This is a genomic window from Bartonella sp. CL435QHHD, from assembly GCF_042195095.1.
GTDB lineage: Bacteria > Pseudomonadota > Alphaproteobacteria > Rhizobiales > Rhizobiaceae > Bartonella.
Map to the genome: position 1 here is coordinate 40,864 of NZ_JBHINS010000069.1, position 26,028 is coordinate 66,891.

At 37.7% G+C, this 26,028-nt stretch carries 21 protein-coding genes and 1 pseudogene; 10 read left to right on the forward strand and 12 right to left on the reverse strand.

Annotated features, from left to right (window positions below; translation table 11 throughout):
- The first annotated feature begins 2 nt into the window (after positions 1 to 2).
- Positions 3 to 1,049 (forward strand): sn-glycerol-3-phosphate import ATP-binding protein UgpC, encoded by a 1,047-nt coding sequence (locus ACFILH_RS05315; RefSeq protein WP_375637594.1) that lies wholly within the window; start codon positions 3 to 5, stop codon positions 1,047 to 1,049.
- Between the two features lie 28 nt (positions 1,050 to 1,077).
- On the opposite strand, the pseudogene ACFILH_RS05320 reads toward ACFILH_RS05315, so the two are convergent.
- The 4 genes and pseudogenes from ACFILH_RS05320 to ACFILH_RS05335 all read right to left on the reverse strand — a co-directional run bounded on the left by ACFILH_RS05320 (position 1,078) and on the right by ACFILH_RS05335 (position 5,472).
- A pseudogene (locus ACFILH_RS05320) lies at positions 1,078 to 1,278 on the reverse strand (DNA-binding protein).
- A 1,640-nt stretch (positions 1,279 to 2,918) separates the two neighbouring features.
- Positions 2,919 to 3,836, reverse strand: coding sequence for a metal ABC transporter solute-binding protein, Zn/Mn family (locus tag ACFILH_RS05325; RefSeq protein ID WP_375631087.1), 918 nt, complete (start codon positions 3,834 to 3,836; stop codon positions 2,919 to 2,921).
- Positions 3,837 to 3,846: 10 nt separating this feature from the next.
- The gene (locus ACFILH_RS05330) at positions 3,847 to 4,716 is read right to left on the reverse strand and encodes a metal ABC transporter permease (protein ID WP_375631086.1); all 870 of its coding nucleotides are present in this window, start codon (positions 4,714 to 4,716) and stop codon (positions 3,847 to 3,849) included.
- Positions 4,717 to 4,719: 3 nt separating this feature from the next.
- Positions 4,720 to 5,472, reverse strand: coding sequence for an ABC transporter ATP-binding protein (locus ACFILH_RS05335; RefSeq protein ID WP_273790609.1), 753 nt, complete (start codon positions 5,470 to 5,472; stop codon positions 4,720 to 4,722).
- A gap of 682 nt (positions 5,473 to 6,154) precedes the next feature.
- Here ACFILH_RS05335 and nrdH point away from each other — a divergent pair.
- From nrdH to nrdF, 4 genes are read left to right on the forward strand one after another with little or no spacing between them, the layout of a single operon-like run.
- The gene (gene nrdH, locus ACFILH_RS05340; protein ID WP_005774163.1) at positions 6,155 to 6,379 is read left to right on the forward strand and encodes a glutaredoxin-like protein NrdH; all 225 of its coding nucleotides are present in this window, start codon (positions 6,155 to 6,157) and stop codon (positions 6,377 to 6,379) included.
- Positions 6,379 to 6,777: a class Ib ribonucleoside-diphosphate reductase assembly flavoprotein NrdI gene (gene nrdI / locus ACFILH_RS05345; protein ID WP_273790607.1), complete on the forward strand. Its 399-nt coding sequence runs from the start codon at positions 6,379 to 6,381 to the stop codon at positions 6,775 to 6,777. The genes nrdH and nrdI overlap by 1 nt, the downstream gene beginning before the upstream one ends.
- Positions 6,759 to 8,909: a class 1b ribonucleoside-diphosphate reductase subunit alpha gene (gene nrdE, locus ACFILH_RS05350; protein ID WP_273790606.1), complete on the forward strand. Its 2,151-nt coding sequence runs from the start codon at positions 6,759 to 6,761 to the stop codon at positions 8,907 to 8,909. Before nrdI ends, nrdE begins: the two co-directional genes overlap by 19 nt.
- An 11-nt stretch (positions 8,910 to 8,920) precedes the next feature.
- Positions 8,921 to 9,895, forward strand: coding sequence for a class 1b ribonucleoside-diphosphate reductase subunit beta (nrdF, locus tag ACFILH_RS05355; protein ID WP_375667475.1), 975 nt, complete (start codon positions 8,921 to 8,923; stop codon positions 9,893 to 9,895).
- Here the strand turns inward: nrdF and prmC are convergent.
- The 4 genes from prmC to secA all read right to left on the reverse strand — a co-directional run bounded on the left by prmC (position 9,892) and on the right by secA (position 15,202).
- The gene (gene prmC, locus ACFILH_RS05360) at positions 9,892 to 10,758 is read right to left on the reverse strand and encodes a peptide chain release factor N(5)-glutamine methyltransferase (protein ID WP_273790605.1); all 867 of its coding nucleotides are present in this window, start codon (positions 10,756 to 10,758) and stop codon (positions 9,892 to 9,894) included. The genes nrdF and prmC overlap by 4 nt on opposite strands.
- Entirely contained in the window at positions 10,755 to 11,831 is a 1,077-nt protein-coding gene (gene prfA, locus ACFILH_RS05365; RefSeq protein WP_375631085.1) for a peptide chain release factor 1, read from the reverse strand. Before prfA ends, prmC begins: the two co-directional genes overlap by 4 nt.
- 223 nt (positions 11,832 to 12,054) lie before the next feature.
- Positions 12,055 to 12,546 (reverse strand): Fur family transcriptional regulator, encoded by a 492-nt coding sequence (locus tag ACFILH_RS05370; RefSeq protein ID WP_273790603.1) that lies wholly within the window; start codon positions 12,544 to 12,546, stop codon positions 12,055 to 12,057.
- On the reverse strand, positions 12,485 to 15,202 hold the full coding sequence (gene secA / locus ACFILH_RS05375) for a preprotein translocase subunit SecA (RefSeq protein WP_273790602.1): 2,718 nt from the start codon (positions 15,200 to 15,202) through the stop codon (positions 12,485 to 12,487). Before secA ends, ACFILH_RS05370 begins: the two co-directional genes overlap by 62 nt.
- 434 nt (positions 15,203 to 15,636) lie before the next feature.
- Here secA and ACFILH_RS05380 point away from each other — a divergent pair, with 434 nt between their 5' ends.
- From ACFILH_RS05380 to mutT, 3 genes are all read left to right on the forward strand, one after another.
- On the forward strand, positions 15,637 to 16,590 hold the full coding sequence (locus tag ACFILH_RS05380; protein WP_375657915.1) for a peptidylprolyl isomerase: 954 nt from the start codon (positions 15,637 to 15,639) through the stop codon (positions 16,588 to 16,590).
- Positions 16,591 to 16,715: 125 nt separating this feature from the next.
- Positions 16,716 to 17,948, forward strand: coding sequence for a bifunctional glutamate N-acetyltransferase/amino-acid acetyltransferase ArgJ (gene argJ, locus ACFILH_RS05385; protein WP_375664060.1), 1,233 nt, complete (start codon positions 16,716 to 16,718; stop codon positions 17,946 to 17,948).
- Positions 17,949 to 18,073: 125 nt separating this feature from the next.
- A complete protein-coding gene (mutT, locus tag ACFILH_RS05390; protein WP_273790599.1) occupies positions 18,074 to 18,487 on the forward strand; it encodes an 8-oxo-dGTP diphosphatase MutT in 414 nt (137 codons plus the stop codon).
- A gap of 877 nt (positions 18,488 to 19,364) precedes the next feature.
- On the opposite strand, the gene ACFILH_RS05395 is transcribed toward mutT, so the two are convergent.
- The 4 genes from ACFILH_RS05395 to ACFILH_RS05410 form a co-directional block, all read right to left on the reverse strand.
- A complete protein-coding gene (locus ACFILH_RS05395) occupies positions 19,365 to 20,252 on the reverse strand; it encodes an NlpC/P60 family protein (protein WP_375631105.1) in 888 nt (295 codons plus the stop codon).
- A 153-nt stretch (positions 20,253 to 20,405) separates the two neighbouring features.
- Positions 20,406 to 21,779 carry a M17 family metallopeptidase gene (locus ACFILH_RS05400; protein ID WP_375631081.1) on the reverse strand — a complete coding sequence of 458 codons (1,374 nt, stop codon included), beginning with the start codon at positions 21,777 to 21,779 and terminating at the stop codon, positions 20,406 to 20,408.
- A 13-nt stretch (positions 21,780 to 21,792) separates the two neighbouring features.
- A complete protein-coding gene (gene coaA / locus ACFILH_RS05405; protein ID WP_273790598.1) occupies positions 21,793 to 22,791 on the reverse strand; it encodes a type I pantothenate kinase in 999 nt (332 codons plus the stop codon).
- A 122-nt stretch (positions 22,792 to 22,913) separates the two neighbouring features.
- Positions 22,914 to 23,903, reverse strand: a complete 990-nt coding sequence (locus tag ACFILH_RS05410) for an asparaginase (RefSeq protein WP_375637596.1) — start codon at positions 23,901 to 23,903, stop codon at positions 22,914 to 22,916.
- 220 nt (positions 23,904 to 24,123) lie between these two features.
- Here ACFILH_RS05410 and hslV point away from each other — a divergent pair, with 220 nt between their 5' ends.
- Together hslV and hslU are read left to right on the forward strand one after the other, a co-directional pair.
- On the forward strand, positions 24,124 to 24,705 hold the full coding sequence (gene hslV, locus ACFILH_RS05415) for an ATP-dependent protease subunit HslV (protein ID WP_012754621.1): 582 nt from the start codon (positions 24,124 to 24,126) through the stop codon (positions 24,703 to 24,705).
- On the forward strand, positions 24,706 to 26,016 hold the full coding sequence (gene hslU, locus ACFILH_RS05420) for an ATP-dependent protease ATPase subunit HslU (protein WP_375631079.1): 1,311 nt from the start codon (positions 24,706 to 24,708) through the stop codon (positions 26,014 to 26,016). It abuts the gene before it with no gap.
- Positions 26,017 to 26,028: the final 12 nt, after the last annotated feature.

Sequence of the window (26,028 nt, forward strand, 5' to 3'; positions counted from 1 at the left end):
TTGTGGCCATAATCCAGTTATCAAATATAAAAAAACAGTATGACAACGGCATTCTGGTCATTGATGATTTAAACTTAACTGTTGCCGATAAAGAACTTCTTGTTCTTGTCGGTCCTTCAGGGTGCGGAAAATCGACCTTATTACGTATTATAGCAGGACTTGAACAAGTTACCTCAGGTGAATTATGCATTGATAACGAATGTATCAATGATCGTGAACCAGCTGATCGTGATATCGCTATGGTTTTTCAAAATTATGCCCTTTATCCCCATATGACAGTTCGTGGAAATTTAGAATATGGTCTTAAAAATCGTAAAACCCCTAAAGAAGAAATTAAAAAACGTATCGCACATGCTGCAAAGCTTTTGGAGATAGAACCATTTCTTGATCGTAAACCACGACAATTATCAGGAGGACAACGCCAGCGTGTTGCAATGGGGCGTGTGATTGTACGTCAACCCCGTGTTTTTCTCTTTGATGAACCTCTTTCAAATCTTGATGCAAAATTACGGGCGCAAATGTGTATTGAAATAAAAACACTACAGCGTTCATTAGGAACAACGAGCCTCTATGTTACCCATGATCAACTAGAAGCTATGACATTAGCTGATAGAATAGTCGTTTTGAATAAAGGAGCTATCGAGCAAATTGGAACACCAATGGAAATTTACGATACTCCAGCAACAACATTTGTTGCTGATTTTATTGGTTCTCCTCCTATGAATTTTCTTGATCGCCATGTCTTAGAACAACATTTAGGGCATTCATTTACTTATGGCGAAGAAACTGATCTTTTAGCATTCAGACCTGAAATAATCTTATTGGGCGAACATCCAGATAAAGGACCAGTCTTTCACACAAAAATTGAGCTTATCAAGCCTATTGGAACAGGTTGCCATGTTTTAACGCGTTGGAATGGTATCATCTTTACGATTGAAATAAAAGAACGCTTGACACACGACTATGGTCAAAAACTAAGTTTCACAGTTGCTCATCAGAATTTTCATACTTTTAATAAAAACACAGGAAAGCGCACAAATAATAAGTAAGCATTAATTGATGTGACACGACTCTCTTTTATGCTGCGTCATGATAATGTTGCTTTTTGACTTTCTCGATTACATTTACAAAATCAGGTTGTAACCGGCGGGATTAAAAACAAAATTTTAATAGTTTTGGTAATGATCCATTGTCCCATGGCGCTGAGAATGTCAAAACATTTATATGAAAAAATTTTGCGGTTTCACGGTCTGTAAGAAGAATATTATTTTCAAACATCATTTTCATTATAAAAAACAACATATTATCATATGTTTCTTGATGTAATAATTTATGTATCTTATAAAAAGTAAATGAGAGAAATAGAGAGAAAAATGCGTCACAGATAAGGGAGGATGCACCCCATATCTTAGCTTTGATCCCTAACATAAGAAGTCTATTTGATCCACAAAATACGACGCTGTTCTAAATAGTCTGTACGAGAATAGGCGCATTCTATTTTACCGCTGACCATATGATCTAAAATGATTTCAGAGCTCCTATAAGAAGCATTTGTTTTTTCTACCAATCACATAAATTAGAGAGAAACCTATGCGCGCATGCTACAAGTTTATTTTTTCTCATGTAAATCACTATGCAATTCTCAGCGAGGGTATCTGATAAGTTGCAAAAAAATCACTGAGATATAGAAGGCGTGCTTGTTTTAGAATTTTCATGACTGTTAACGATAAAAGCAGATGAAACACATCTGTAACATCTCATCGATCTTTCTATAGTCTTGAGTTAAAAATTGCCTATAGATCATCCTAAAACAGATCTTTATGAATATAACATAAGGGATTGGTGCGAACACCTATAAGAATCAGCAGAGACAAAGACAGTTATATTATTGTTTTGCAAAGCATTTTATAAAAGCTGGTATATTTTTCAATGTATTGCCAGTCTATTAATGGTTTTATGATATTACTTTCTTATAAAGCGCGTGCTTTTTTGTTGCTTATAAATCAACCTAAACTTTATACAGCAGTATGTTTGAGATAAATATGAAGACGGTTTGGTGCTGTATTCAGTTTTTGTATGTCAGAGTGGAATAAGCTTGTCTTCTTATGTAATTTCTAAAATGAGGAGACAGCTTAATTTAGGGAGAATATGAAAGCATCAAGATAAAAAATAGTTTCTATCTTTAGCATCATCTTTTAATTTAGTATTGCGATTTTCAAAAAAAATCTGAGCCAATGTCTCTTACATAATGGAGATTACGCATTGCTGAACACATTTTTTTATTACGTTCTTTGAATAGAGTTGCACCTCTCATACAAAACAGAATACCTAAACAGAAGGCTATTGGGTTGCCAATTCACGCACTTGTTTTAAAAAATATCTTACAAGGTTGTTTCAACTATTTTTTCACGCAGTCTTTTATGAGTGGTATAACATAAAATCCATAGTGTATCGCCATCTTTATGCTTATAAAAATGCAAGCTGGGGACATCATCATACTCTCTTTCAGTCTCCAACATTGCAAAAATTATTGTGTTGAGACTCTTTAGAAGAGGCATTTTTTCTTCAAGTGGTTTTTATTCATACGCTAATCCCACTTGCATGTTATAAATGGGGTTGGATAGATAAAAATATTTTAAGAAAGAGACACCAAATGCTTCTTATGAATCGTTTCAAGTGTCGAGAGTTATTGTAAAAGAATCATTGAAAAGTAGAGTGCTACTGCTAATGATTTGGGCACCATGAGGTAATAAATCCACTTACTTTATCTATCTTAGAATCTATTGAATATAAATTTCTCTGTAAAAGTCACTTTATTTCATATCAATGTTATCAATTATAGATGTTGGGCATCATTAGTAATATAATCATAGACTTATGATTTTATGAACTCTTTTTTATCTCTTTTGTAGAAGATCTTAATGTTTTGTGATGGCATCAATGATGGTATTCACATTATGTTCCATCATATCGAGATAAGTTGCTGCTGGACCATTTTTGTTTGACAATGCATCAGAATAAAGTGTTCCACCAATTGTTAAGCCTGTTTCTTTTGCAATCTGTTTTATGAGACGGGGATTAGAGATATTTTCAACGAATAGTGCAGCTGCTTTATTCGCTTTAATTTGTTTGATAAGTTTAGCAACATCGGCTGCGGATGCTTCAGCTTCTGTTGAAGCACTTTGAGGGGCAAGGATAGTAAAACCATATTCCTTGGCAAAATAGCCAAAGGCGTCATGAGATGTGATAATGATACGTTTATCTTTAGGAATGGTAGCAATTTTTGTTTTCAGGGTATCTTGTGCTATTTTAAGTTTTTGAATGTAGGTTTCGGCATTTTTTTTGTAGCTGGTGCAGGATTGTGGATCGATTTTACAAAAAGCAGCAGCAATATTCTTCACATAGATTTTGACATTGGGAATGGTTTGCCAAGCGTGTGGATCAATAACGCTGTGGTGGTGATGGGCATTATGTTCTTGATTTTTCATTTTGAGGGAGGGAATGTTAGCGCTAACTTCGACAAGAAGTGCTTTTGTACCACTTGCTGTAATGAGGCGATCAATAAATCCTTCTAAATGAAGCCCGTTGATGAAAATAATTTGAGCATTTCTAAGAGCTTGAGCATCATGGGGGGTAGGTTCATAAGTGTGGGTATTCGCATTGGGACCTACAAAAGTGGTCATAGAGATATGGTTGTCTCCTACATTTTTGACGAGATCTGCGAGAATAGAAAAGCTCGCAACAACTTTGATTTTATTGTGTGCAGAAGCAGAAAATGGAGAAAGGGCAAGCAATAAAGCTCCAAGAAGAGCAAATTTTTGAGCAAACTTAGGCACATTTTTTTCCTTAAAGTGAGGAGGTATAAAAGAGGTGGGGAAACCATGTTACAATAAAGCCACGTGGACTTATCAAACAGGAAACAAGATAAATAAACCCTGCGGCAATGATGATAGCAGGGCCGGAGGGAAGTGAAAGATGAAAAGAAAGCAGAAGACCACATACGCTAGAAATGATTCCAAAAAGAGTGGAAAGCGCGCAAATAGGGCCTAGCCGTGAAAACCAAAAACGGGCTGTAATGGCTGGAATCATCATAATGCCAACGGAGAGTAATGTTCCTAGTGATTGAAAGCCTCCAACCAGATTCAACACCACAAGTCCAAGCAATGAAATATGAATATATTTACTCAATGGAGAGAGTGATTTAAAAAAGAGGGGGTCAAAGCTTTCTAAAACGAGTGCACGCCAAAAAATACAAAGGCTGCATAGTGTAATCAGCATTATAGTAGCGATTAACCAAAGGGCTTGTGCATCAAGTGCAAGAACCGATCCGAATAAGAGATGAAGCAGCTCAATTGTTGAGTCTTTCAGTGAGATAATAATAACACCTGCCGCGAGTGCAATAAGATAAAAGACGGTCATGGATGCATCTTCTTTCTGAAAGCTGTTTCGTGAAATCAAAATGGTTGCTAAAGCAACAATAAGACCAGCGAAGATGCCACCAAGTGTCATAGATATGAGGGAAAAACCACAAATCAGAAAAGCAGTTGCAACACCAGGAAGAATGGCATGAGAGATAGCATCTCCTGTCAAGCTCATTCCACGGAGCATCAGAAACACACCAACAGGACAAGCGCTAATAGACAGGAAAATAGAACCGATAAGGGCGTTTTGCATAAATTGGAAATCAACAAAGGGGGCAAGAAAAAATGCATACACGTCTTATAACCTAAGAAAGAGAGGATCATTGATGGGAAGATTTTGTTTTTGTGCGCTAACAGGGAAAGAATTGGATGAGAGAGGTGGCATAACGTGATGAATGGTGTTGTTTAAAAACTGTGTTGTTTCTCCATAAAAGGCGTTTTGTTGATCAATTTGAATCATTTGGGGGAAAAATTCTTGCACGATGAGAGGGTTATGGAGTGCGGTGAGAATTGTGCGTCCTTGCTGTTGCCAGTATGTGATCAGTGCAAGAAGGTCTTTTTGGGTACTATGATCTACACCATTGAAAGGTTCATCAAGCAAAATAATATTGGCATCTTGCACAATGATACGTGCAAAAAGAGCGCGTTGTAATTGCCCGCCTGATAATGTTTCAAGTGAACGGGGTGCGAGTTCTGTAAGCCCAACCATTTTAAGCGCATTTTGAATCTTAGAATCATAAGGGCGTTGATTTTTCCATAATCCACAAAAAGACCACAGTCCTGTTTTTACAAGCGTTTTCACATCAATTGGAAATGTTTGATCTATATCACATTGCTGAGCAAGATAAGCAATGCGACTTTTTTTTTGTTTTATAATTTTTCCCTTAAGAGGTTTAATCAATCCGGCGATGGCTTTTAGCAGTGTCGATTTTCCAGCGCCATTATCACCTGTTATTGCGACCAATGAACCAGCTTTTAACTTTGCTGAAAAGTTCTTTATTGCTATTCTATTCCTATAGCCTAATGTTGTCTTATTGAAGAGCAGATCCATATTTTTTACCATCGTTGCTTATTATTTTGGAAACTATGTAATAATATAACGTTTGTCAACAAAATGTTATATTATTACATAGTTTTGAGTACTGAAAATTTTAGTGGGAAGATCGTGGAAAATTAAAAATAATAATTGAATTCACCTTGACGAAAGAGAGAGAGTATATACTATATATAGTATCAAAATGATTGGTGATTCTAAATAAGCACAAGAGAGGGTGTTAGTGTGTTTCGTTTGGTATCTAAGTTATTTCCATTATTGTAAAGAGTTTATTGACCAAGGGTATAGCAGTATTTTTGCTGAAGGATCTCTTTTGGAAGGATTCCCTTTCATTTTTGTAATTGATTTTTGCCGTAAAAGAGTAAAACAGAGCTCTTGGAAAACGGTAGTTTAGAACGTTAGTTTTTTAGACAGCAGGAGGGAATTGTAATGCAAGCAAAAGATTGTTTTATAACTAGGGGGCTTTGCCATTTAAGTTGTAGAATAATCTCTTATTCTCATCATAGTCTTTGAAGTTATTTGATGAGGAATTCTGTTATATTCAGGAAGCTGTGTACTATTTGAAGAATAACCACATGCTTTGCGTACAATTTCTATTTTTTGTTATTCTTGAGTACCTATAAAATTATTAGATTGACCTTTGAGGGTTGATTGTTTGGAATTATGAAAGTTGAAGAAAATGTCGATCACTATTTATAGTAAACCATCTTGTGTCCAATGTGATGCTACACGCCGTGCTTTTGATGCAAAAGGCATTCATTATCGTGTTGTTGATATTTCCTGTGATGAACAAGCATACAGTTTTGTTCAATCTCTGGGGTATCGTCAGGTTCCTGTCGTTGTTTGTGGTGAAAATCATTGGTCTGGTTTTAGACCAGATATGATTAGTGGTCTTTGTGCTTAATGGGGCTTATTGTTTATTATTCGAGTGCAACGGGTAATACACAGCATTTTGTCTCGCAGCTTGGTCAACGACTCTTCAAAATTGATAAAAGAAAGCCTTCTGCATTGGTTGGTGAACCTTATGTACTGGTTGTTCCTACATATGCAGATGGTGAAGGAAGAGGGGCAGTGCCGAAAGCCGTTGTCCAGTTTCTTAATGAAGCTGAGAACCGAAAATTAATTTGTGGTGTTATTGGCGGTGGGAATCGTAATTTTGGTCGCTATTATAATTTAGCAAGTAAAATTATTGCTGAAAAATGTTGTGTACCTTGCCTTTATCGTTTTGAGCTGCGTGGAACTGATGAAGACGTTATTTATGTAAAAAAGGGATTGGAAATATTTTGGAAACAATTGGTATAGGACAATCGCAGAAATCGGATCAGATTACTGATTATCATGCGCTGAATGCAATGCTTAATCTTTATGATGAAAATGGTCATATTCAATTTGATATGGATCGGCTTGCCGCACGGCAATATTTTCTTCAGCATGTTAATCAAAATACAGTTTTTTTTCATAACCTGAAGGAAAAAATAGATTACTTAATAGAAGAAGGTTATTATGAAAAAGCTTTATTTGAGCTTTATGATTTTTCTTTTATTAAAAAACTTTTTAAACGTGCTTATGCATTTAAGTTTCGTTTTCCTACCTTTTTAGGCGCATTTAAGTATTATACCAGCTATACACTGAAGACTTTTGATGGGAAACGTTATCTTGAACGTTATGAAGATCGCGTCTGTCTTGTAGCTTTATATTTGGCACAAGGGAATAAAGCTCTTGCTGAAAATTTTGTGGATGAAATTATTACAGGACGTTTTCAACCGGCAACACCGACATTTTTAAATGCTGGGAAAAAACAACGAGGTGAATTGGTTTCGTGTTTTTTGCTACGTGTTGAAGATAATATGGAATCGATAGGTCGTGCGGTTAATTCGGCTTTGCAGCTTTCAAAACGTGGTGGAGGTGTGGCGCTTTGTTTAACGAATTTGCGGGAAGCAGGGGCACCAATTAAGCAAATAGAAAATCAGTCCTCAGGTGTTTTACCGGTGATGAAACTCTTGGAAGATTCTTTTTCTTATGCCAATCAGCTTGGGGCACGACAGGGGGCTGGAGCTGTTTATTTGCATGCTCATCATTTAGATATTATGAAATTTTTGGATACAAAGCGTGAAAATGCTGATGAAAAAGTTAGAATTAAAACGCTTTCGCTTGGTGTCGTTATTCCTGATATTACTTTTGAGCTTGCACGGAATAATGAGGATATGTATCTCTTCTCATCGTATGATATCGAGCGTGTGACAGGTAAGCCTTTTAGCGATATTTCTTTAACGGAGCATTATCGTTCTTTTGTTGATAATGCAAAGATTCGTAAAAAGAAAATAAGTGCACGCGTTTTTTTCCAGACATTAGCGGAAATTCAATTTGAGTCCGGTTATCCCTATATTTTATTTGAGGATACTGCTAATCGATCGAATCCGATAGCTGGGCGCATAAGTATGAGCAATTTATGTTCAGAAATTTTGCAAGTGAGTGAGGCGAGTGAACTGGAGACAGATTTAACTTATCGCACGATTGGAAGTGATATATCCTGTAATCTTGGATCCATGAATATTGCCAAAGCAATGGAAAGTCCTGATTTTGGACAGACCGTGGAATCTGCTGTTCGTGCTCTTACTGCTGTTTCGGATATGAGCAATATTGCCTGTGTGCCTTCCATTGCGAAAGGCAATGCTGAAAGTCATGCGATTGGTTTGGGACAAATGAATTTGCATGGGTTTCTAGCGCGTGAGCAGATCTATTATGGGTCTCCAGAAGCGATTGATTTTACCAATATCTATTTTTATATTGTGACATATCATGCCATACGGGCTTCCAATTTAATTGCGCACGAACGTCAAGAAATGTTTGCAGGGTTTGAAAAATCAGCTTATGCAGATGGAAGTTTTTTCGAAAAATATATTGAAAAAGAATGGAAACCGCAATTTGCGCTTGTGCAAGAGCTTTTTGCACGGAATAATATTGTTATCCCAGATCAAAAGGATTGGCAGGAACTCAAAAAATTAGTTATTGAGTATGGGCTTTATAACCGCAATTTGCAGGCAGTTCCACCTACGGGATCTATTTCCTATATTAATCATGCCACTTCTTCTATTCATCCAATTGCTTCAAAAATTGAAATTCGTAAAGAGGGAAAAATTGGACGCGTTTATTATCCCGCTCCTTATATGGATAATACGAATTTGAATTTTTACCAAGATGCTTATGAGATTGGCCCTGAAAAAATTATAGATACCTATGCTGCTGCAACACAGCATGTTGATCAAGGTCTTTCATTAACATTATTTTTTCCTGATACAGCGACCACACGTGATATTAACCGCGCACAAATTTATGCTTGGAAAAAGGGTATCAAGAGTATTTACTATGTACGGTTACGGCAAGTAGCATTAAGTGGAACGGAAGTTGATGGCTGTGTTTCTTGCAGTTTATAGGAGATCATCATATGACAAAGATTACAACCAAAAATCCTGTTGTGTGCGCTGTTAATTGGAATAGATTACATGATGAGAAGGATCTTGAAGTATGGAATCGCTTAACTGGGAATTTTTGGTTACCTGAGAAGGTTCCACTTTCCAATGACATTCCCTCATGGTCAAGCTTAACGGATGAAGAACGTAAATTGACAATTCGTGTTTTTACAGGACTAACGCTTTTAGATACAATTCAAAACACTGTAGGGGCCATTTCGCTTCTGGCTGATGCGATAACAGAGCATGAGGAGGCAGTTTTGACGAATATTGCCTTCATGGAAGCGGTTCATGCACGTTCTTATTCCTCTATTTTTTCAACCCTTTGTTCGACGGTAGAAGTTGATGACGCGTTTAGATGGTCAGAAGAAAATATTCATTTGCAGAAAAAGGCTAGATTAGTACTTGAGCGTTATGAAGCAAATGATCCACTTAAGAAAAAAATTGCTTCGACTTTGCTGGAAAGCTTTTTATTTTATTCTGGTTTTTATTTGCCCATGTATTGGGCCAGTCGCGCTAAGTTGACCAATACAGCAGACCTCATTCGACTAATCATTCGTGATGAAGCAGTCCATGGTTATTATATAGGTTATAAATTCCAATTGGGCTATGCAAAGCTTGATGAAGCCAAAAGACAAGAAATTAAAGATTTTGCTTTTAACCTGCTCTTTGATCTTTATAACATTGAGTGCAAATATACTGAAGATCTTTATGATGCGCTTGGATTGACAGAAGATGTTAAAATTTTTCTTCATTATAATGCAAACAAGGCTTTAATGAATTTAGGTTTTGAAGCTCTTTTCCCCCCTGAGGTTTGTCGTGTTAATCCCGCTATTTTGGCAGCTTTATCACCAAACTCTGACGAAAATCACGACTTTTTTTCAGGGGCAGGTTCTTCTTATGTCATCGGCAAGGCGGTTGCTACCACGGATGATGATTGGGAATTTTAATGTTTGCATGCAAATAGAAGTGCGCGGGGTATTCCACTTAGATCTTTGCGCACTTCTAAACATTGAAAACCATTTTTTTCGAACAAATTGCAGACTTCATTTTCTTGAGAGAAACCAATTTCAACAGCGATATAGCCGTTTTCTTTTAAGTAGTTGGCTGCTTCATGGGCGAGTTTTCGATAAAAATCAAGTCCATCTTCTCCTCCTATCAGAGCGCGCAATGGGTCATGTAAGCGCACTTCTTTTGCAAGTTTTTTGATATCTTTTGCGGGAATATAAGGTGGATTGGAAACAATAAAATCAAAGCGATCTGCGACAGAATCAAACCAGTCGCTAAGAAGAGGTGTGAAGCGGTGTGCTACTTCAGCATTTTTTGCATTTTTTTTTGCTGTTCTAAGGGCATCTTCAGAAATATCGACTGCCACCGCATAGGATTGGGGAATTTGTTTAAGGAGTGCAATAGCAATGGCGCCACTTCCTGTTCCCATATCAAGGAATGTTGTTTTTCTCGAATTTTCGACCTGTTTTTGGAGAAAAGGGAGAACAAGATCTATCAGCGTTTCTGTATCAGGGCGAGGTTCTAACGTCTCTTGAGACAATGTAAAAGATATACCATAAAATTCTCGTGCTCCTATAATACGGTAAACGGGTTCGCCTGCAATACGCCGTTGTAAAGCTTGTTCTATTTGTATAATATGCTCAGAAGATAGATGCATATCTGGTTTAGAAATTCTTTCAGCAGCATTTATTCCTGTTATCCATTCAACGAGTATTTTCGCATCGAGATCGGCTTCAGCAATTCCTTTCGTGCGCAATTTTTCTTGCATTTGTTGGATGACATTCTTGAAAGAATATTTGCTCAATTATTATCCATTTCCATCAGCAGTGTTGTTTGATGATCTGAGATGAGTGCATGAAGAAGCTCATCAAGATCTCCCTCTAGAATGCGATCAAGCTTATACAAGGTTAGATTAATACGGTGATCCGTGACACGTCCTTGTGGAAAATTATAGGTACGAATACGTTCTGAGCGATCACCAGAACCAACTTGGCTTTTACGAGAAGCTGAACGTTCACTTTCCGCTTTTTGTCGTTCGATATCGAATAAGCGTGCCCGTAAAATTTGAAGGGCTCTTGCTCGGTTTTGATGTTGTGATTTTTCTGCTTGTACGACCATAATTCCTGTTGGAATATGCGTGATACGAACAGCTGAATCCGTTGTATTAACATGCTGTCCTCCTGCTCCGGATGCACGCATTGTGTCGATACGAATATCTTCAGGACGAATATCAATATCAATATCTTCAGCTTCTGGAAGCACAGCAACGGTAGCAGCAGATGTATGGATACGTCCACCTGTTTCTGTTTCAGGGATGCGTTGCACACGATGAACCCCTGATTCATATTTCAATTTAGAAAAGACACCTTTTCCTGAAATGGTAGCAATAATCTCTTTATATCCGCCAACTTCCCCCTCACTAAGTGAAATAACTTCTACTTTCCAATGGTGAGCATGGGCATAACGTTCATACATGCGGAAAAGATCACCGGAAAAAAGTGCTGCTTCTGATCCACCCGTTCCTGCACGAATTTCAACAATAGCGTTTTTTTCATCAGCAACATCTTTAGGCAAAAGCAGAATCTGGAGTTCTTTTTCAAATTGCTCTACTTTTTTATATAACGATGGTAGCTCTTCTTGGGCAAGATTACGCATCTCTATATCTGTTTGTTTATCGTTGATAATCGTTTCTAATTCTGTAATCTCTTCGTAAAGAGCATTTAATGCGCGTATAGAGGCAATAACGGGTTGTAGTTCTGCATATTCAGAAGCTAATTTGACATATGTTTCAGCATTTGGATTCGTCGTCATTTGGCTTTCAATTATTTCAAAGCGCTTTTCAAGCTGTCTCATACGATCTTGTGGCAAGGAAACCATGATAATATTGGCCTAATTTTTTATAATACAATTTTTTATAATATTTTGTTGCAATGATTTTTTGTTATAATATTGGCAATGAATTACCGTATAGCATCATACAAAGAGGGGTAATAAAGCAATTCTTTTTTTTTGCCAATGAAAACTATTATATTTTAAAGGTAAATTTTTATAAAATTTGATTTGCCTGAGGTCTTTTATCTAATGATATATGATCACTTTTTTAAGAGTTTTTTTTTCCGTAAAGTTCAAGGCGGTGATGAATAATATCATAGCCAAGAGATTTTGCAATTTCCTCTTGTAGCTTTTCAATAACATCAGAATGAAACTCGATGACTTGTCCTGTTTCTATATCAATGAGATGATCATGATGTTGCCCATCTGCTTGCTCAAAACGAGATGGACCACCACTAAAGCTATGGCGATGAATTGTTCCATTTCCTTCTAATATTTTCATGGTTCGATAAACAGTTGAGAGTGAAATATTCGAATCTATTTTGTTTGCACGCTGAAAAATTTCAAATGCATTGGGATGATCATTTGTATCAGTCAAAATATCAAGAATAACTCGTCGTTGACGTGTTACTCTTAAACCAGCGGTGCGCAATTCTTGCTCATAATTTCGCTTTTTATTCATTTGCATAATTTGCTTTTCAAATAAAGGCTCCATGACAGTGTTTGTATTTTTTCTCTGAACCGCAAGGACAACGCTCATTACGTCCAACTTTTCCCCATGTGGTTATATCGTTAGGGTCACGATCTTGTGGATTAACAAATCTATTTTCTTGTGATCGTGCCGATAAGGTGGGAGCATTTTCTTGACTTTGATCATTAAAGACAGAAGAAGCAGCATCAGTTTGCTCAGGTATGGTCGGTTCTGTGGGGTGTTGAATGATTTCAAAGCGCATAAGCTTAGAAGTGACAATTCGGCGCAAATTTCTCAACATACTTTGAAAGAGTTCAAATGATTCTGTCTTATATTCATTGAGCGGATCCCGCTGCGCATAACCACGAAAACCAACAACAGAACGCAAATGGTCTAAACTCACCAGATGTTCACGCCATAACGTGTCAATAGTTTCGAGCAATACTGCTTTGTGAAAATAAGCCATAACTTCTGGAGAATATCGTTCAGTACGCTCATTTTCAAGTTTTGTAACAGCATCTGATACACGCTCTAGAATTTGCTCCTCGGCAATTCCATCTTCTTTTGCCCATTCTTCCACTGGAAGCTCAAGATTAAAGAGTTGTTGAAGCTCTTCTTCAAGAGTTTTTGCATCCCATTTTTCAGAATATGTCCCTGATGGAATATAAGCCTCTACGAGATCCTCTACGACTTCATTGCGCATTTCAAGGATCATTTCTGATAAATCATCTGCGTTCATGACCTCCATACGCTGTTCAAAAATAACCTTGCGTTGATCATTCATGACATCATCATATTTTAGCAGATTTTTACGAATTTCAAAGTTTCGTGCTTCGACCTTTTTTTGTGCTTTTTCAAGGGCCTTATTAATCCATGGGTGGATAATAGCTTCATTTTCTTTCAATCCAAGTTTTTGCAGCATACCATCCATACGGTTAGAGCCAAAGATACGCATAAGATCATCTTGAAGAGAGAGAAAGAATTTTGAGCGACCAGGATCGCCTTGGCGACCAGAACGTCCACGAAGCTGGTTATCAATACGACGGCTTTCATGACGTTCAGTAGCGATAACGTAAAGCCCTCCAGCCGCTAAAGCTTTTTCTTTAAGCTTCTGAACATCTTTTTTTATTTCTTCAATTTTAGCTGTTCGCTCTGGACCTTCGGGGATATCCTGTAACTCTTGTCGGATGCGCATTTCAACATTACCACCAAGCTGTATATCCGTACCGCGTCCTGCCATGTTGGTTGCAATGGTGAGAGCTCTAGGAACGCCTGCTTGCGCAATGATATATGCTTCTTGTTCGTGATAGCGAGCATTTAAGACTCTAAAATCGGTAATGCCTTCTTTTCGCAAACGCTCTGCCAATTGTTCTGACTTTTCAATAGAGGTTGTTCCAACAAGAATAGGCTGTTCTTTTTCGTGCGCTTGACGGATATCACGCACAATTGCCCGATATTTCTCTTCTGCTGTTCGATAAATCTCATCATCTTCATCAATACGTTGTATTGGCAAATTTGTAGGGATTTCGACAACGTCAAGACCATAAATATTTCTGAATTCTTCGGCTTCTGTTGTTGCAGTTCCAGTCATGCCAGATAATTTCCTATACATACGGAAGTAATTTTGGAAAGTGATGGAAGCAAGTGTCTGGTTTTCTGGTTGAATAGCAACATGCTCTTTAGCTTCTAACGCTTGATGAAGTCCTTCAGAATAACGCCGCCCAGGCATCATTCGCCCTGTAAATTCGTCAATAATAACGATTTCATCATTGCGAACAATGTAATCTTTATCGCGAGCAAACAGTTTATGAGCTTTTAGAGCATTATTGACATGATGAACGATAGCGACATTTTCTATGTCATAAAGACTCTCACCTTTAAGATGCCCAGCTTGTTCGAGCATTTTTTCAATTTTTTCAGTACCAACTTCGGTAAATGTCGTTGTTTTTTGTTTTTCGTCTATTTCATAGTCTTCTGGAGTTAAGGCAGGAATAAATGTATCAATAAGGTTATAGAAGTCAGTACGATCTTCTAGAGGACCAGAAATAATAAGGGGGGTACGGGCTTCATCAATAAGAATCGAATCAACTTCATCGACAATTGCGTAATGATGTCCACGTTGGACCATTTGACTACGATCGAAGGCCATATTATCACGCAAATAATCAAAACCTAGTTCATTATTTGTGGCATAGGTGATGTCGCATGCATAGGCCTCTCGGCGGGCATCACTATCAAGATCATGAAGAATCACGCCTGTTGTAAGTCCTAGAAAACTAAAAATTTTTCCCATTGTTTCAGCATCACGACTGGCGAGATAATCGTTTACTGTCACAACATGAACGCCCTTACCTTCCAATGCATTGAGATAAATTGGTAGAGTTGCCATTAAGGTTTTACCTTCACCAGTACGCATTTCAGCTATGCCGCAGTCGTGAAGGACCATTCCACCAATAAGTTGTACGTCAAAAGGACGCATGTCATAAACACGTTTTGCGGCTTCACGAACAGTCGCGAAAGCTTCTGGTAAGAGCAAATCAACACTTTCACCTTCACTAAGACGTTTACGAAAGGCATCTGTTTTTTGGCAAAGCTGCTCATCACTTAATTTTAGGAATTGTTCTTCCAAAGCATTAATTTGTGCAACTTTTTGGCGGAGTGCTTTGAGATGTCGCTCATGAGCTGAACCAAAAAACTTACGGGCAAAAACACCTAAACTGACCATCTCTGGCCCTTTCTTTTAATTGTTGTCACTCTTGTTGGGAAATTCATATGCTCTCCCCATACTCTACATTTCCTTCAGGTTGTCTGATATCATTGGAGACATCATGAAATGCAGATGGTACCATTATACTTGCTGGTGTGCAATTTTTCACTTTAATTGTAAAGTAGAGATAAGAGGCTAAGCGCTTTATGTCAACTTTAAGTATGCTATTTAACTGATACAATACAAAGTAATTTAAGATACAATATGTCATTTTTTCTATTATCATGTTTTTCATCTGCATTAGATAGGATTAGAGAAACTGAGATAAAAGGATGATTTTATACTTTTTTAAAATAAAATTACTAATTTATTTCTCTATGTTTAAAGATTAAAGTGTTATGGTAAAGAAAATTGGAATCTTGAACCTGCCTTCATTTTTAAGGAGTATATTTATGAAATTTAACTTTATCACGCTTTTTTTAGCATCAACTTTATTGGCAAGTACAAGTTTAGGGGTGAGTGCTCAAGAAGGTTTGAATTCATCGTCGAGTGATTTAAAGACTTTAGAGAAAGCTTCTGAAAAAGCCGTTTCTCCTTCTCATGTTATGGCGGTTATTGATGGGAAAAATATTACAGCAGGCCAATTGGATGATTTAGCGCTTGAAATAAATCCTAATTTAGCACGTTTTCCTGATGAACAACGCCGTATGATGGTTTTAAAAGCTTATTTAGATATGCAGGCACTCGCAAAAGCAGCAAGAAGCAAGGGTCTTGATAAGACAGAAGTTTACGATAAACGTATGGCAGTCATGCGTGACAATGTTCTTCAACAGCTTTATTTTAAACAGGAGATTGTTGATAAAATATCGGATACTGATTTGGAAGCTCTTTATAAGCAAGAAGTTGCTGCTTTACCTAAAGAGGATGAGGTTAAAGCGCGTCATATTTTGGTCAAAACGAGAAAAGAAGCAGAAGCTATCATTAAGCATTTAAATAAAGGCGAAAATTTTGAAGAGATTGCAAAGAAAAGTTCAACAGATGGTTCTGCTGCCGTTGGGGGTGATCTTGGTTATTTTAGCCATGGTCAAATGGTCAAGCCTTTTGAAGATGCCGCATTTGGTTTGAAAGTTGGCGAATACACAAAACAACCCGTTGAAAGTCCTTTTGGTTGGCATATTATTAAATTAGAAGATCGTCGTGTAAAACAACCGCCTGCATTTGATGATGTTAAAGAGATGTTGCGGACACAGCTAATAAAAAAGCGCTATCAAGAACTGATTGTTGATTTGCGTAGCAAGATAGATGTGAAATACCCTGATCCTAATGTTACCAAAATCATGGAATCGCTTCATCAAAATGGGACGCTACTTCCCGATGAGACATCAGATGAAGAAGATACGGAATAGCTAGGAAAAATAGATAGCCTCTTTAATAGATAATTTGCTAGGTTAGTTTTGTTCAAAAAGCCTAGCAGTTTTCTATGAGAGGTTATTGATCTGCAATCATTTCATTTTTTTATAGAAAGCATATTGTGGTTTTGAAAATCTCTCCTTTGTCGCCTCAAAAGATCCAAGAGCTTTCTCCATTATCTGGTGTACGGATAGCAACAGCTGAAGCTGGGATTAAATATAAAGATCGTACAGATCTTCTTTTCATCATATTCGATAAGCCAGTGAGTGTGGCCGGTGTTTTTACTCGTTCAAAATGTCCATCTGCTCCTGTAGAGCATTGTCGTGCATCGCTTCCTCATGGGGTTGCGAGGGGTGTTGTTGTGAATTCTGGAAATGCAAATGCTTTTACAGGAAGCAAAGGAAAGCGCACAACCAATGCAATCATCTGTGCAGCAGCGAACGCTTTAAAGGTTAGAGAAGATGAAATTTTTATAGCTTCTACGGGTGTTATTGGTGAGCCAATGGATGCATCGGGTATTGTCAATCTTTTACCAAGTATGGCAGAGACAGCAGAAGAGGGCAATTGGTTGGAAGCTGCAAAAGCCATAATGACAACGGACACATTTCCAAAACTTGCGACGCGCACTTTTGACTGTGGGGGAGAGCGTATTACCATTAATGGAATTGCAAAAGGTGCTGGTATGATTGCACCAGATATGGCGACAATGCTGTCATTTGTGGTTAGTGATGCGACTATTTCTTCGGATGCACTCCAATCCATGTTATCAGAGGCAGTTGAGGGTTCTTTCAATTCAATTACTGTTGATAGTGATACCTCCACTTCAGATACGCTTATGTTGTTTGCGACAGGAAAAGAACATTTTCCATGTCTTACAAGTAAATCTGATCCGCGTTATGGGGTTTTTGTGAAACAATTGAGTGCACTTCTGCATGAACTTGCACTACAAGTTGTTTGTGATGGTGAAGGTGCTCGTCATTTAATTGAGGTTAATGTGATGGGCGCTACAACAAACAATGCAGCTAAAACTATTGCTTTATCAATTGCAAATTCACCGCTCGTAAAAACGGCTATTGCCGGTGAAGATGCGAATTGGGGGCGGGTCGTTATGGCAGTTGGGAAGGCCGGTGTTGAAGTCGATCGTGATCTATTGACGATTTGGTTTGGTGAGCATCGTGTGGCCGTGAATGGCGTACGAGATCCTGAGTATTGTGAAGAGACAATAGGTGCTTATATGCAAGGTAAACACATCACAATTCGTGTTGATATCGGTTTGGGTAAGAGCACGGCGACGGTTTGGTCTTGCGATTTAACAAAAGAGTACGTTATGATCAATAGCGATTACAGAAGTTAATGGATGCACTTTATATTTAACAGCTTATTATTTTTCAGAGCAAATGGGGTATGTGAGCTCTTTTAGGAGAAGAGGGGATATGATAGGAAAGTCAGTTATTTTTATGTTCCCTATTGGGGAGTGATATGTGTATGAAAAGTTCTATTCTTCTTGTTGTTGCATGCGCATTGTTCGATCAGAATAATCGTGTTTTGCTTACACAGCGTCCTGAAGGAAAATCACTGGCTGGTTTATGGGAGTTTCCTGGTGGCAAGGTTGAGCAAGGTGAAACTCCGGAAGCATCGTTGATTCGTGAATTAGAGGAAGAGCTTGGTATTTATGTTCAACTAAATAATTTACACCCTTTAACATTTGCAAGTCATAACTATAAAACATTTCATCTCTTAATGCCATTGTATCTTTGTGACCATTATGAGGGTGTTGCGCAAGGACGAGAGGGGCAAAATTTAGAATGGGTTTTTATTAATGATCTTGATAAATACTCTATGCCTGATGCTGATAAACCATTGGTTCAGGTATTGAAAAATCATCTTCTTTAATGTGTTATAAGAAGAAAATATAATTCAATATATTGATTTAAAATGATAATTTATAATTTTTTATGTTGAATGGGGAAGTCCAGAGTCGTAAAAAACTTTCTCATTTCAAATCTGTTTTATGTTAAATTAATCAAAACCATTCTTTTGCACGTTCCAAGCGGGGAGGGTTATGTGGATAAAATTATTTAAGAAAGAAATAAAATACGTGCTGAAAGAACACTCTCCAATAGCCAAGGGTTATCGCAACATTGAGAATTGGCAAAGTGTATAATGATGTCTTTACACGATTCATAAGTATAAAGATAGTGGTAGACAATGTATGTTATACTTTTCACGTGTATCATTGTGAGATGGGTTTGGATGCACTGAGAGGTATAAGGGGTATTTATTTCATGAGATATCGATAATAGGAAAAATTTCAAAAGATGTTGCTTTTGATTAAGAGGGGTACGTTCTTTACGTAATGTAGAATGGCATTGTGTTGCATATTCACGAGCTTTTTTAAAAGAGGCACCTCGCAATGCTCCAAAGCCCATTTCGCGACGGTGCCCGGAATGATATAACGTTAAAGCCCCTATGGAAATAATGTAAAATCTATTGAGCGCCACTATCTTTACGCTTATGAAGAAGTAAGCTGGTCCCAATATTACGATAGCTCTTGGCATTTGAGGGCATTCAGAAGGAATATTTTTCTTTTCATAATCATTTTTACTTATACATCAATTACGCTTGTGATGAACAGACAAGCGGCTTTGATTGATCCAACATAAAAACAGATTTGAAATAAAAAATTTTACGATATTTAGAATGCTTGACGCAGAGTGAATGATGGATAATTATCCTTATAAATCAATATATTGTATAATAAAACATTCAATTAATTTTTTATAGGAGGCATGTATGAAGTTTCTTGAATTGGACGGCGTTTTGCGATGGGATATTGATTTTTTTTAGCGATACGCGTAATTGCGTTTTCCAATGGCTCAATCATAACGTCCATAGAAAAACCATTTGCGTGAATAATATTTGCGTGATCGACCATAATAGCAACATGATCTTTCCAAAAAATTAAATCGCCTCGTTGAAGTTTATCAGTATCTGTAAGAGGACTGCCTATAGTTTCTTGCTGCATATCGGTATCACGTAAAACTATTTGATTGGTCATCATCATAGAGAGCTGAATGAGTCCCGAACAATCAATTCCAAAACCGCTGACACCACCCCAAAGATAAGGTGTACGGATAAAGGTTTCTGCAACTGTGACATAATCTTCATATACGCGTCCAATGGGGCTGAGATGGCTCGTAATGATTGCTGTTCCATTTTCAAGAATAGAATACATTGTGTCACGGACTTCAATTTCATCAACAACACTGACTTTGCTTCCCATAGATAAAGGGGACACTATTGGTCCACGTAAGTCAGCGTGTAAATATTTAAATGTACGTGGTACTGAAACCACATGCGTTTGTTTTATGGTTGATGTACAAAGAACTTTTGTATCAATATAACCAACATAACCATCTTTGAGTGATTGTCCCCACGACATTGTTTCCCCTTGTTCAAAAATGAGAAGTTCTTCTCCCAATAAGCATTCTGTTTGTCTTTCACTTTTTTTACTATTTTCTTTAAAAAGTCCAGCGACCGCTGTATTAACACGTCTTTTTTCACCTTGAACAAAGCGCTGAGCTGTAATTTCTGTTTCAAGACGTTGATCTGCTAGATCATCTCTGAATGCATGAAGTCTTGGGTCTTTAGAGATCATCTTTTTGCTTTCCATTTTGTTACTTCTTACCTTTAAACAAACTCATGAAAGCTGTATTGGTAAGATTTTTATCCTCAAACAAAACTAAGAATACTGTGTAAGACCAATTATTCTTTAAGCTGCAAAATTGTCTATTTTTTTGAATATTGTGTGTCAAACTTCATTTTTAAAAATATTATAAAGGGCACGAATAGTTTGTGCTGATCCACCAATAGGGTATCCTGGTTTTTCTTTTGGAATCCATCCATAAAGGTCAAAATGCGCAAAATGTTCAGCTTTTTCAACAAAAGAATTAAGAAATAAAGCAGCTGTTATAGAACCAGCAAAGCTATTTCCAGTTACATTGTTAAGATCAGCAATTGGTGATGATAACATTTCTTGGTAAGGTTTCCAAAGGGGCATTTGCCAAAGAGGATCAAAGACAGCGTGAGCAGATTCAGAAATTTGTTGTGCCCATATTGAATCATTACAATAAAATGCGGGAAGATCTGGTCCTAATGCTATACGCGCTGCCCCTGTTAAAGTAGCCATACAAAGCATGAATTGTGGACTTTCTTCATCACCATAGGCGAGTGCATCGGCAAGGACAAGGCGCCCTTCAGCATCTGTATTACCTACTTCAACACTTAAACCTTTACGACTTCTGAGGATATCACTTGGTCGGTAAGCATTCGCAGAAATTGCATTTTCTACAGCTGGAATCAAAACACGTAGACGGAAAGGCAATTTTGCATCCATGATAAGTTTAGCCAATCCCAAAACGTTTGCTCCACCCCCCATGTCTTTTTTCATAAGCAACATGTTATTGGCTGATTTAATATCGAGTCCTCCAGTATCAAAAGTTACGCCTTTGCCCACCAACGTTATTTTAGGATGATGTTCTTTCCCCCAGAGTAACTCAATCAGTCGTGGTGCAGTGCTGCCTGCTCGTCCTACAGCATGAATCATCGGAAAGTTATGGGTTAAGAGATCATCTCCACAAATACTTTTGATGTGAGCACCGTAGGTTTTTCCTAGTTTTCGAGCTTCTTTTTCGAGAGCATCAGGGGTCATATCATTCGCTGGAATATTAATGAGATCACGGACGAAAAAGACAGCTTCATAAATTCGTTGGAGTTCATTAAGATCAACGGCCTCATTGACATGGATGGATAATGATTTGAAAGAAGAATTTTGACGATAGCGATTAAATTGATAGCTACCGAATGCTAATCCAAGATAGGTATTTATTTCATCAGAGGTTGTACCTTCTAAATGCCATTGACCAGCAGGAAGTTTTTGAGCAAGAACTCCTGTGATAAAAGGATCGCTATTATTGCCAATTCCAAATAAAACTTTTTTTAAATGCCCCGTTTCGTGAGGAACAAAGAGTATTTGTCCCGCTTTTCCAGTAAAGTCATTAACTTTTATCCATGCTGTTGTTGACGCATCAAGTGATAAGTTAGCAAGATTTCTTTGGTTTACCAAGATGATAGGGCAACTGTTATCGATACGCGTTGAGGTAAAATGAATGTGGTGGTGCTGCATAGTTATGAGATCCTTATAGTCGTCTAAGTGCGACATATTCGACCAAATGATTTTTTCCCTTTCGTAGAATGAGATTGGACCGTGGTCGTGTTGGCAATATATTTTCCTGTAAATTTTTTAAATTAATCGTTTGCCAAAGATCCTCAGCGATTTTTGAGGCTTCTTTTTCATTGAGGTGGGCATAACGATGAAAATAGGATTCAGGATTTTGAAAAGTTGTTTTACGCAAACGTTTAAAGCGCTCCAAATACCAGTGACGAATGACTTCTGTTTCGGCATCGACATAGATTGAAAAATCAAAAAAATCTGATACGAAAGGAATAGCTTTTCCATCTTTAGGAAGATCACTGACCTGTAATACATTAATACCTTCAACAATTAAAATATCAGGACGATCGATGGTAATTGTCTGATTTTCTAGAACATCATAGGTCATATGTGAGTAAAGTGGGGCACGGACATTTCCGATACCTGCTTTTATAGCCGAAAGAAAGCACAGCAGCTTTTTAATGTCATAGGAATCAGGAAATCCTTTACGATTCATACGATTTTTTTGCTGTAAGATTGCGTTAGGATAGAGAAAACCATCCGTTGTGATTAGATCAACTTTAAGACTAGATGTCCAACGTTTCAACAGTTCTTGAAGAATGCGAGCCGTGGTTGATTTTCCTACAGCTACAGAACCAGCAATTCCAATAATAAAGGGCGTTTTTCTACTCTCTTCTTGATGGAGAAACTGCTGACGTTTGTGGAAAAGTTCCTGTACTGCTTCAACATGGCATGATAACAGACGCGATAAAGAAAGATAAATGCGTTGGACTTCTTTAAGATCGATAGGATCATCAATAGAGCGTAAACGCTTAATTTCATCAAAAGTCAAAGTAAGAGGTGTGTCTTCACGAAACTCTGACCATTCTTGTGCAGTAAAAACACGATAGGGTGAATATCGGTCAGAAACAGATTTGACCAGATTATCTTTCTGATTAATTTTTTGTATAGTTGTATCAATCATTTGTATTTGTCGAGATTTTTTTGCAGCAGCAATTGATTAAGAGCAGACAGAAGAGCGGCTTTATTTTCAAATAAATTTTGTTTTGCATGCTCTCTTCTTTTAAGATAATAGATCATTTTTCATTAACTTATAGTCCAGTCATTCCAGTTTGCACGGATTTGTGCTAATGAGTGCCCTTGCGCCAAAAAAGCCCATAAAAGTAGACGCGCTTTTACGGCTGATAAATAACCAGACATGAGAGCACCAGAAGCAATCATATCGATTTCGGAGCCTTTATAGCCATAAGTTATACGAGTTGTTGAGCCATTACAACAACGACTAGCAATAATGATTGGTATTTTTTGTGCATATTGTTGTACAAGGTCTGCTTCTTGAAAACTACAGTGCCCCGCACCAAAACCAGCAATAACAACTCCAGCATAATACCCACTTTCAAGGCATAGTTTCATTAATTGTGCACCAGATGATAAAGAGGAATAGAGGAGTGCAATTTGATGATCATGATTTTGGGGAAGATCAAACGTTGTCGGAAAAAATTTTCGATCATTGAAATAAATAAGTTTTCCCTCTAAAATAGTTCCTAAAACACCTGCAAGACCTGATTGAAATGTTTCGACTTTGACGGTATGGCTTTTATAGAGCCAATAAGGTGAATGAATTGCATCATTTATGACAACGAGAACGCCCCTGTTACGACTTTGTGTGGCTGCTGCGACACGAGTGGCTGCTAAAATGTTTGCGGGGCCATCCGCGCCTGCTTCATGAGGCATGCGCATAGCGCCGGTTATGATGAGTGGTTCAGCCTCCTTCCAATAAAGAGAAAGAAAAAAAGCTGTTTCTTCCAGAGTATCAGTCCCTTGTGTTAAAACAATACCTTCTGCACCAGCGTTTATTTGTTGTTTTGCCCACTTAATTATTTCAAAAAGCATTTGAAACGATAAAGATCCACTTGGTATTTGCATTAATGTTTGTGCATGAATATCAGCAACGTTATTTAAATCAGGAACACTTTTTATAAGGTTATCTGAAGTTAAAGTCGGTTGCATGTGACCAAAACTATCAGCAGTCATTGCAATTGTTCCACCTAAGGTCCCTATGGCTATTTTTTTCATAATTTTCCTCTAAAAAGCACAAACTGTTTATATAAAGCTATTTAGCAGTAATTTACATTGACAACAATGATATCATTTTTCCATTTTCAACAAATTGAGTTATGCTGAATCATTGTGTTTTGCTGTATATGTTCTTAAATAGGACAATAGTAATTGAGTTTTACATTGTATGAAAAGAAATCAATATTAAAAAGTAAAGTTAATATTAAGGAGTTTCCTTATGACAGAACATAAGCCAGACATAATGTATGGTACAACAATTATTACGGTACGAAAAGGTGGAAAAGTCGTGATGGCCGGTGATGGTCAGGTCTCTCTTGGACAGACAATTATGAAAGGCAATGCACGTAAAGTGCGTCGTCTTGGAAAGAACGGAGTGGTTATTGCTGGTTTTGCAGGTGCTACGGCAGATGCTTTTACATTACTGGAGAGATTGGAAACAAAGCTTGAACAATATCCTGATCAGCTTATGCGTGCCTGTGTAGAACTTGCAAAAGATTGGCGAACAGATCGCTATTTGCGTCGTCTCGAAGCAATGATGCTCGTGGCTGATAAGAAAGTAACTTTGGCTTTAACAGGGCTTGGTGATGTCTTAGAACCAGAAGATGGGGTTATGGCAATTGGCTCTGGAGGAAATTTTGCTCTTTCAGCAGCGCGTGCACTCATGGATTTGGATTTGGATGCAGAAACTATTGCTCGTAAAGCTATGGCTATTGCCGCTAAAATTTGTGTTTACACCAATGATCATTTTACGATTGAAACATTGGATGCAGAATTATCTTCTTTAGAGAAAGCTATTTAAATGTGTGTTGTATTTTCCCCTCGTGAGACTGTTTCTGAACTTGATCGTTTTATTATTGGCCAAAATGATGCCAAACGCTCTGTAGCTATTGCATTGCGCAATCGGTGGCGTAGGCAACAGCTTGATGAGCCGATGCGTGAAGAAGTTATGCCAAAAAATATTTTAATGATAGGGCCAACAGGTGTTGGTAAAACAGGAATCGCACGTCGATTAGCAAAACTTTCTGGAGCACCCTTCGTTAAAGTAGAAGCGACGAAATTTACTGAAGTTGGTTATGTGGGACGTGATGTTGAGCAAATTATTCGAGATCTTGTTGAAATTGCCATTTCTCTTGTACGTGAAAAGAAACGAGATGAAATAAAAGAAAAGGCTCACGTGAATGCTGAAGAGCGCGTTTTAGACGCCCTTGTTGGTAAAACAGCAAGTCCTGCTACCCGTGATAGTTTTCGTAAAAAATTGCGTGAAGGTGAGCTGGATGAGAAAGAGATTGAAATTGAAGTCGCCGATAATAATAGCAATAGTGCTTCAACCTTTGATATTCCTGGTATGCCTGGGGCACAAATGGGTATTATGAATTTATCAGATATTTTGGGCAAAATGGGCAGTCGTACAAAAGTCCGTAAGACGACGGTAAAGGATTCTTTTAAACCGCTCATTGATGATGAATCTGAAAAACTCCTTGATCAGGAGCAAATTATTCAAGAGGCGCTTCGTGTTGCTGAAAATGATGGTATTGTTTTTATTGATGAGATTGATAAAATTGCAACTCGAGACGGTGGAGCCAGTGCTGCGATTTCGCGTGAGGGCGTTCAACGTGATCTTTTGCCTTTGGTGGAAGGAACAACAATTGCTACAAAATATGGGCAAATCAAAACAGATCATATTCTTTTTATTGCCTCAGGTGCATTTCATGTTTCCAAGCCATCTGATTTATTACCCGAACTTCAAGGACGTTTGCCCATCCGTGTGGAGCTCAATCCTTTAACAAGGGAAGATTTACGACGCATTCTAACAGAACCAGAAGCCAGTTTGATTAAACAATATATTGCTCTTATGGCAACGGAAGAGGTTCATTTGGAAATTACCGATGATGCAATTGATGCTTTAGCAGATATTGCTGTAGATTTAAATGCAAGGATTGAAAATATAGGGGCACGTCGTTTGCAAACAGTGATGGAGCGCGTTTTGGATGAGATTTCTTTTACGGCGCCAGATAAAGCTGGAACATCGTTTAAAATTGATGCTGCTTACGTAAGAAAATCTATTGGCGAGCTTGCTGCTGATATCGATCTTTCCCGTTTTATTCTTTGAAAGTTATTGCTT

Bases quoted from the DNA above. Each gene is read 5' to 3' on its own strand.
- ACFILH_RS05335 (WP_273790609.1), bottom strand. From the start codon at position 5,472: ATGGATCTGCTCTTCAATAAGACAACATTAGGCTATAGGAATAGAATA.
- nrdH (WP_005774163.1), top strand. From the start codon at position 6,155: ATGTCGATCACTATTTATAGTAAACCATCTTGTGTCCAATGTGATGCT.
- nrdI (WP_273790607.1), top strand. From the start codon at position 6,379: ATGGGGCTTATTGTTTATTATTCGAGTGCAACGGGTAATACACAGCAT.
- nrdF (WP_375667475.1), top strand. From the start codon at position 8,921: ATGACAAAGATTACAACCAAAAATCCTGTTGTGTGCGCTGTTAATTGG.
- prfA (WP_375631085.1), bottom strand. From the start codon at position 11,831: ATGGTTTCCTTGCCACAAGATCGTATGAGACAGCTTGAAAAGCGCTTT.
- ACFILH_RS05370 (WP_273790603.1), bottom strand. From the start codon at position 12,546: ATGAGCGTTGTCCTTGCGGTTCAGAGAAAAAATACAAACACTGTCATG.
- secA (WP_273790602.1), bottom strand. From the start codon at position 15,202: ATGGTCAGTTTAGGTGTTTTTGCCCGTAAGTTTTTTGGTTCAGCTCAT.
- ACFILH_RS05380 (WP_375657915.1), top strand. From the start codon at position 15,637: ATGAAATTTAACTTTATCACGCTTTTTTTAGCATCAACTTTATTGGCA.
- mutT (WP_273790599.1), top strand. From the start codon at position 18,074: ATGTGTATGAAAAGTTCTATTCTTCTTGTTGTTGCATGCGCATTGTTC.
- ACFILH_RS05395 (WP_375631105.1), bottom strand. From the start codon at position 20,252: ATGATCTCTAAAGACCCAAGACTTCATGCATTCAGAGATGATCTAGCA.
- ACFILH_RS05400 (WP_375631081.1), bottom strand. From the start codon at position 21,779: ATGCAGCACCACCACATTCATTTTACCTCAACGCGTATCGATAACAGT.
- coaA (WP_273790598.1), bottom strand. From the start codon at position 22,791: ATGATTGATACAACTATACAAAAAATTAATCAGAAAGATAATCTGGTC.
- ACFILH_RS05410 (WP_375637596.1), bottom strand. From the start codon at position 23,903: ATGAAAAAAATAGCCATAGGGACCTTAGGTGGAACAATTGCAATGACT.
- hslV (WP_012754621.1), top strand. From the start codon at position 24,124: ATGACAGAACATAAGCCAGACATAATGTATGGTACAACAATTATTACG.
- hslU (WP_375631079.1), top strand. From the start codon at position 24,706: ATGTGTGTTGTATTTTCCCCTCGTGAGACTGTTTCTGAACTTGATCGT.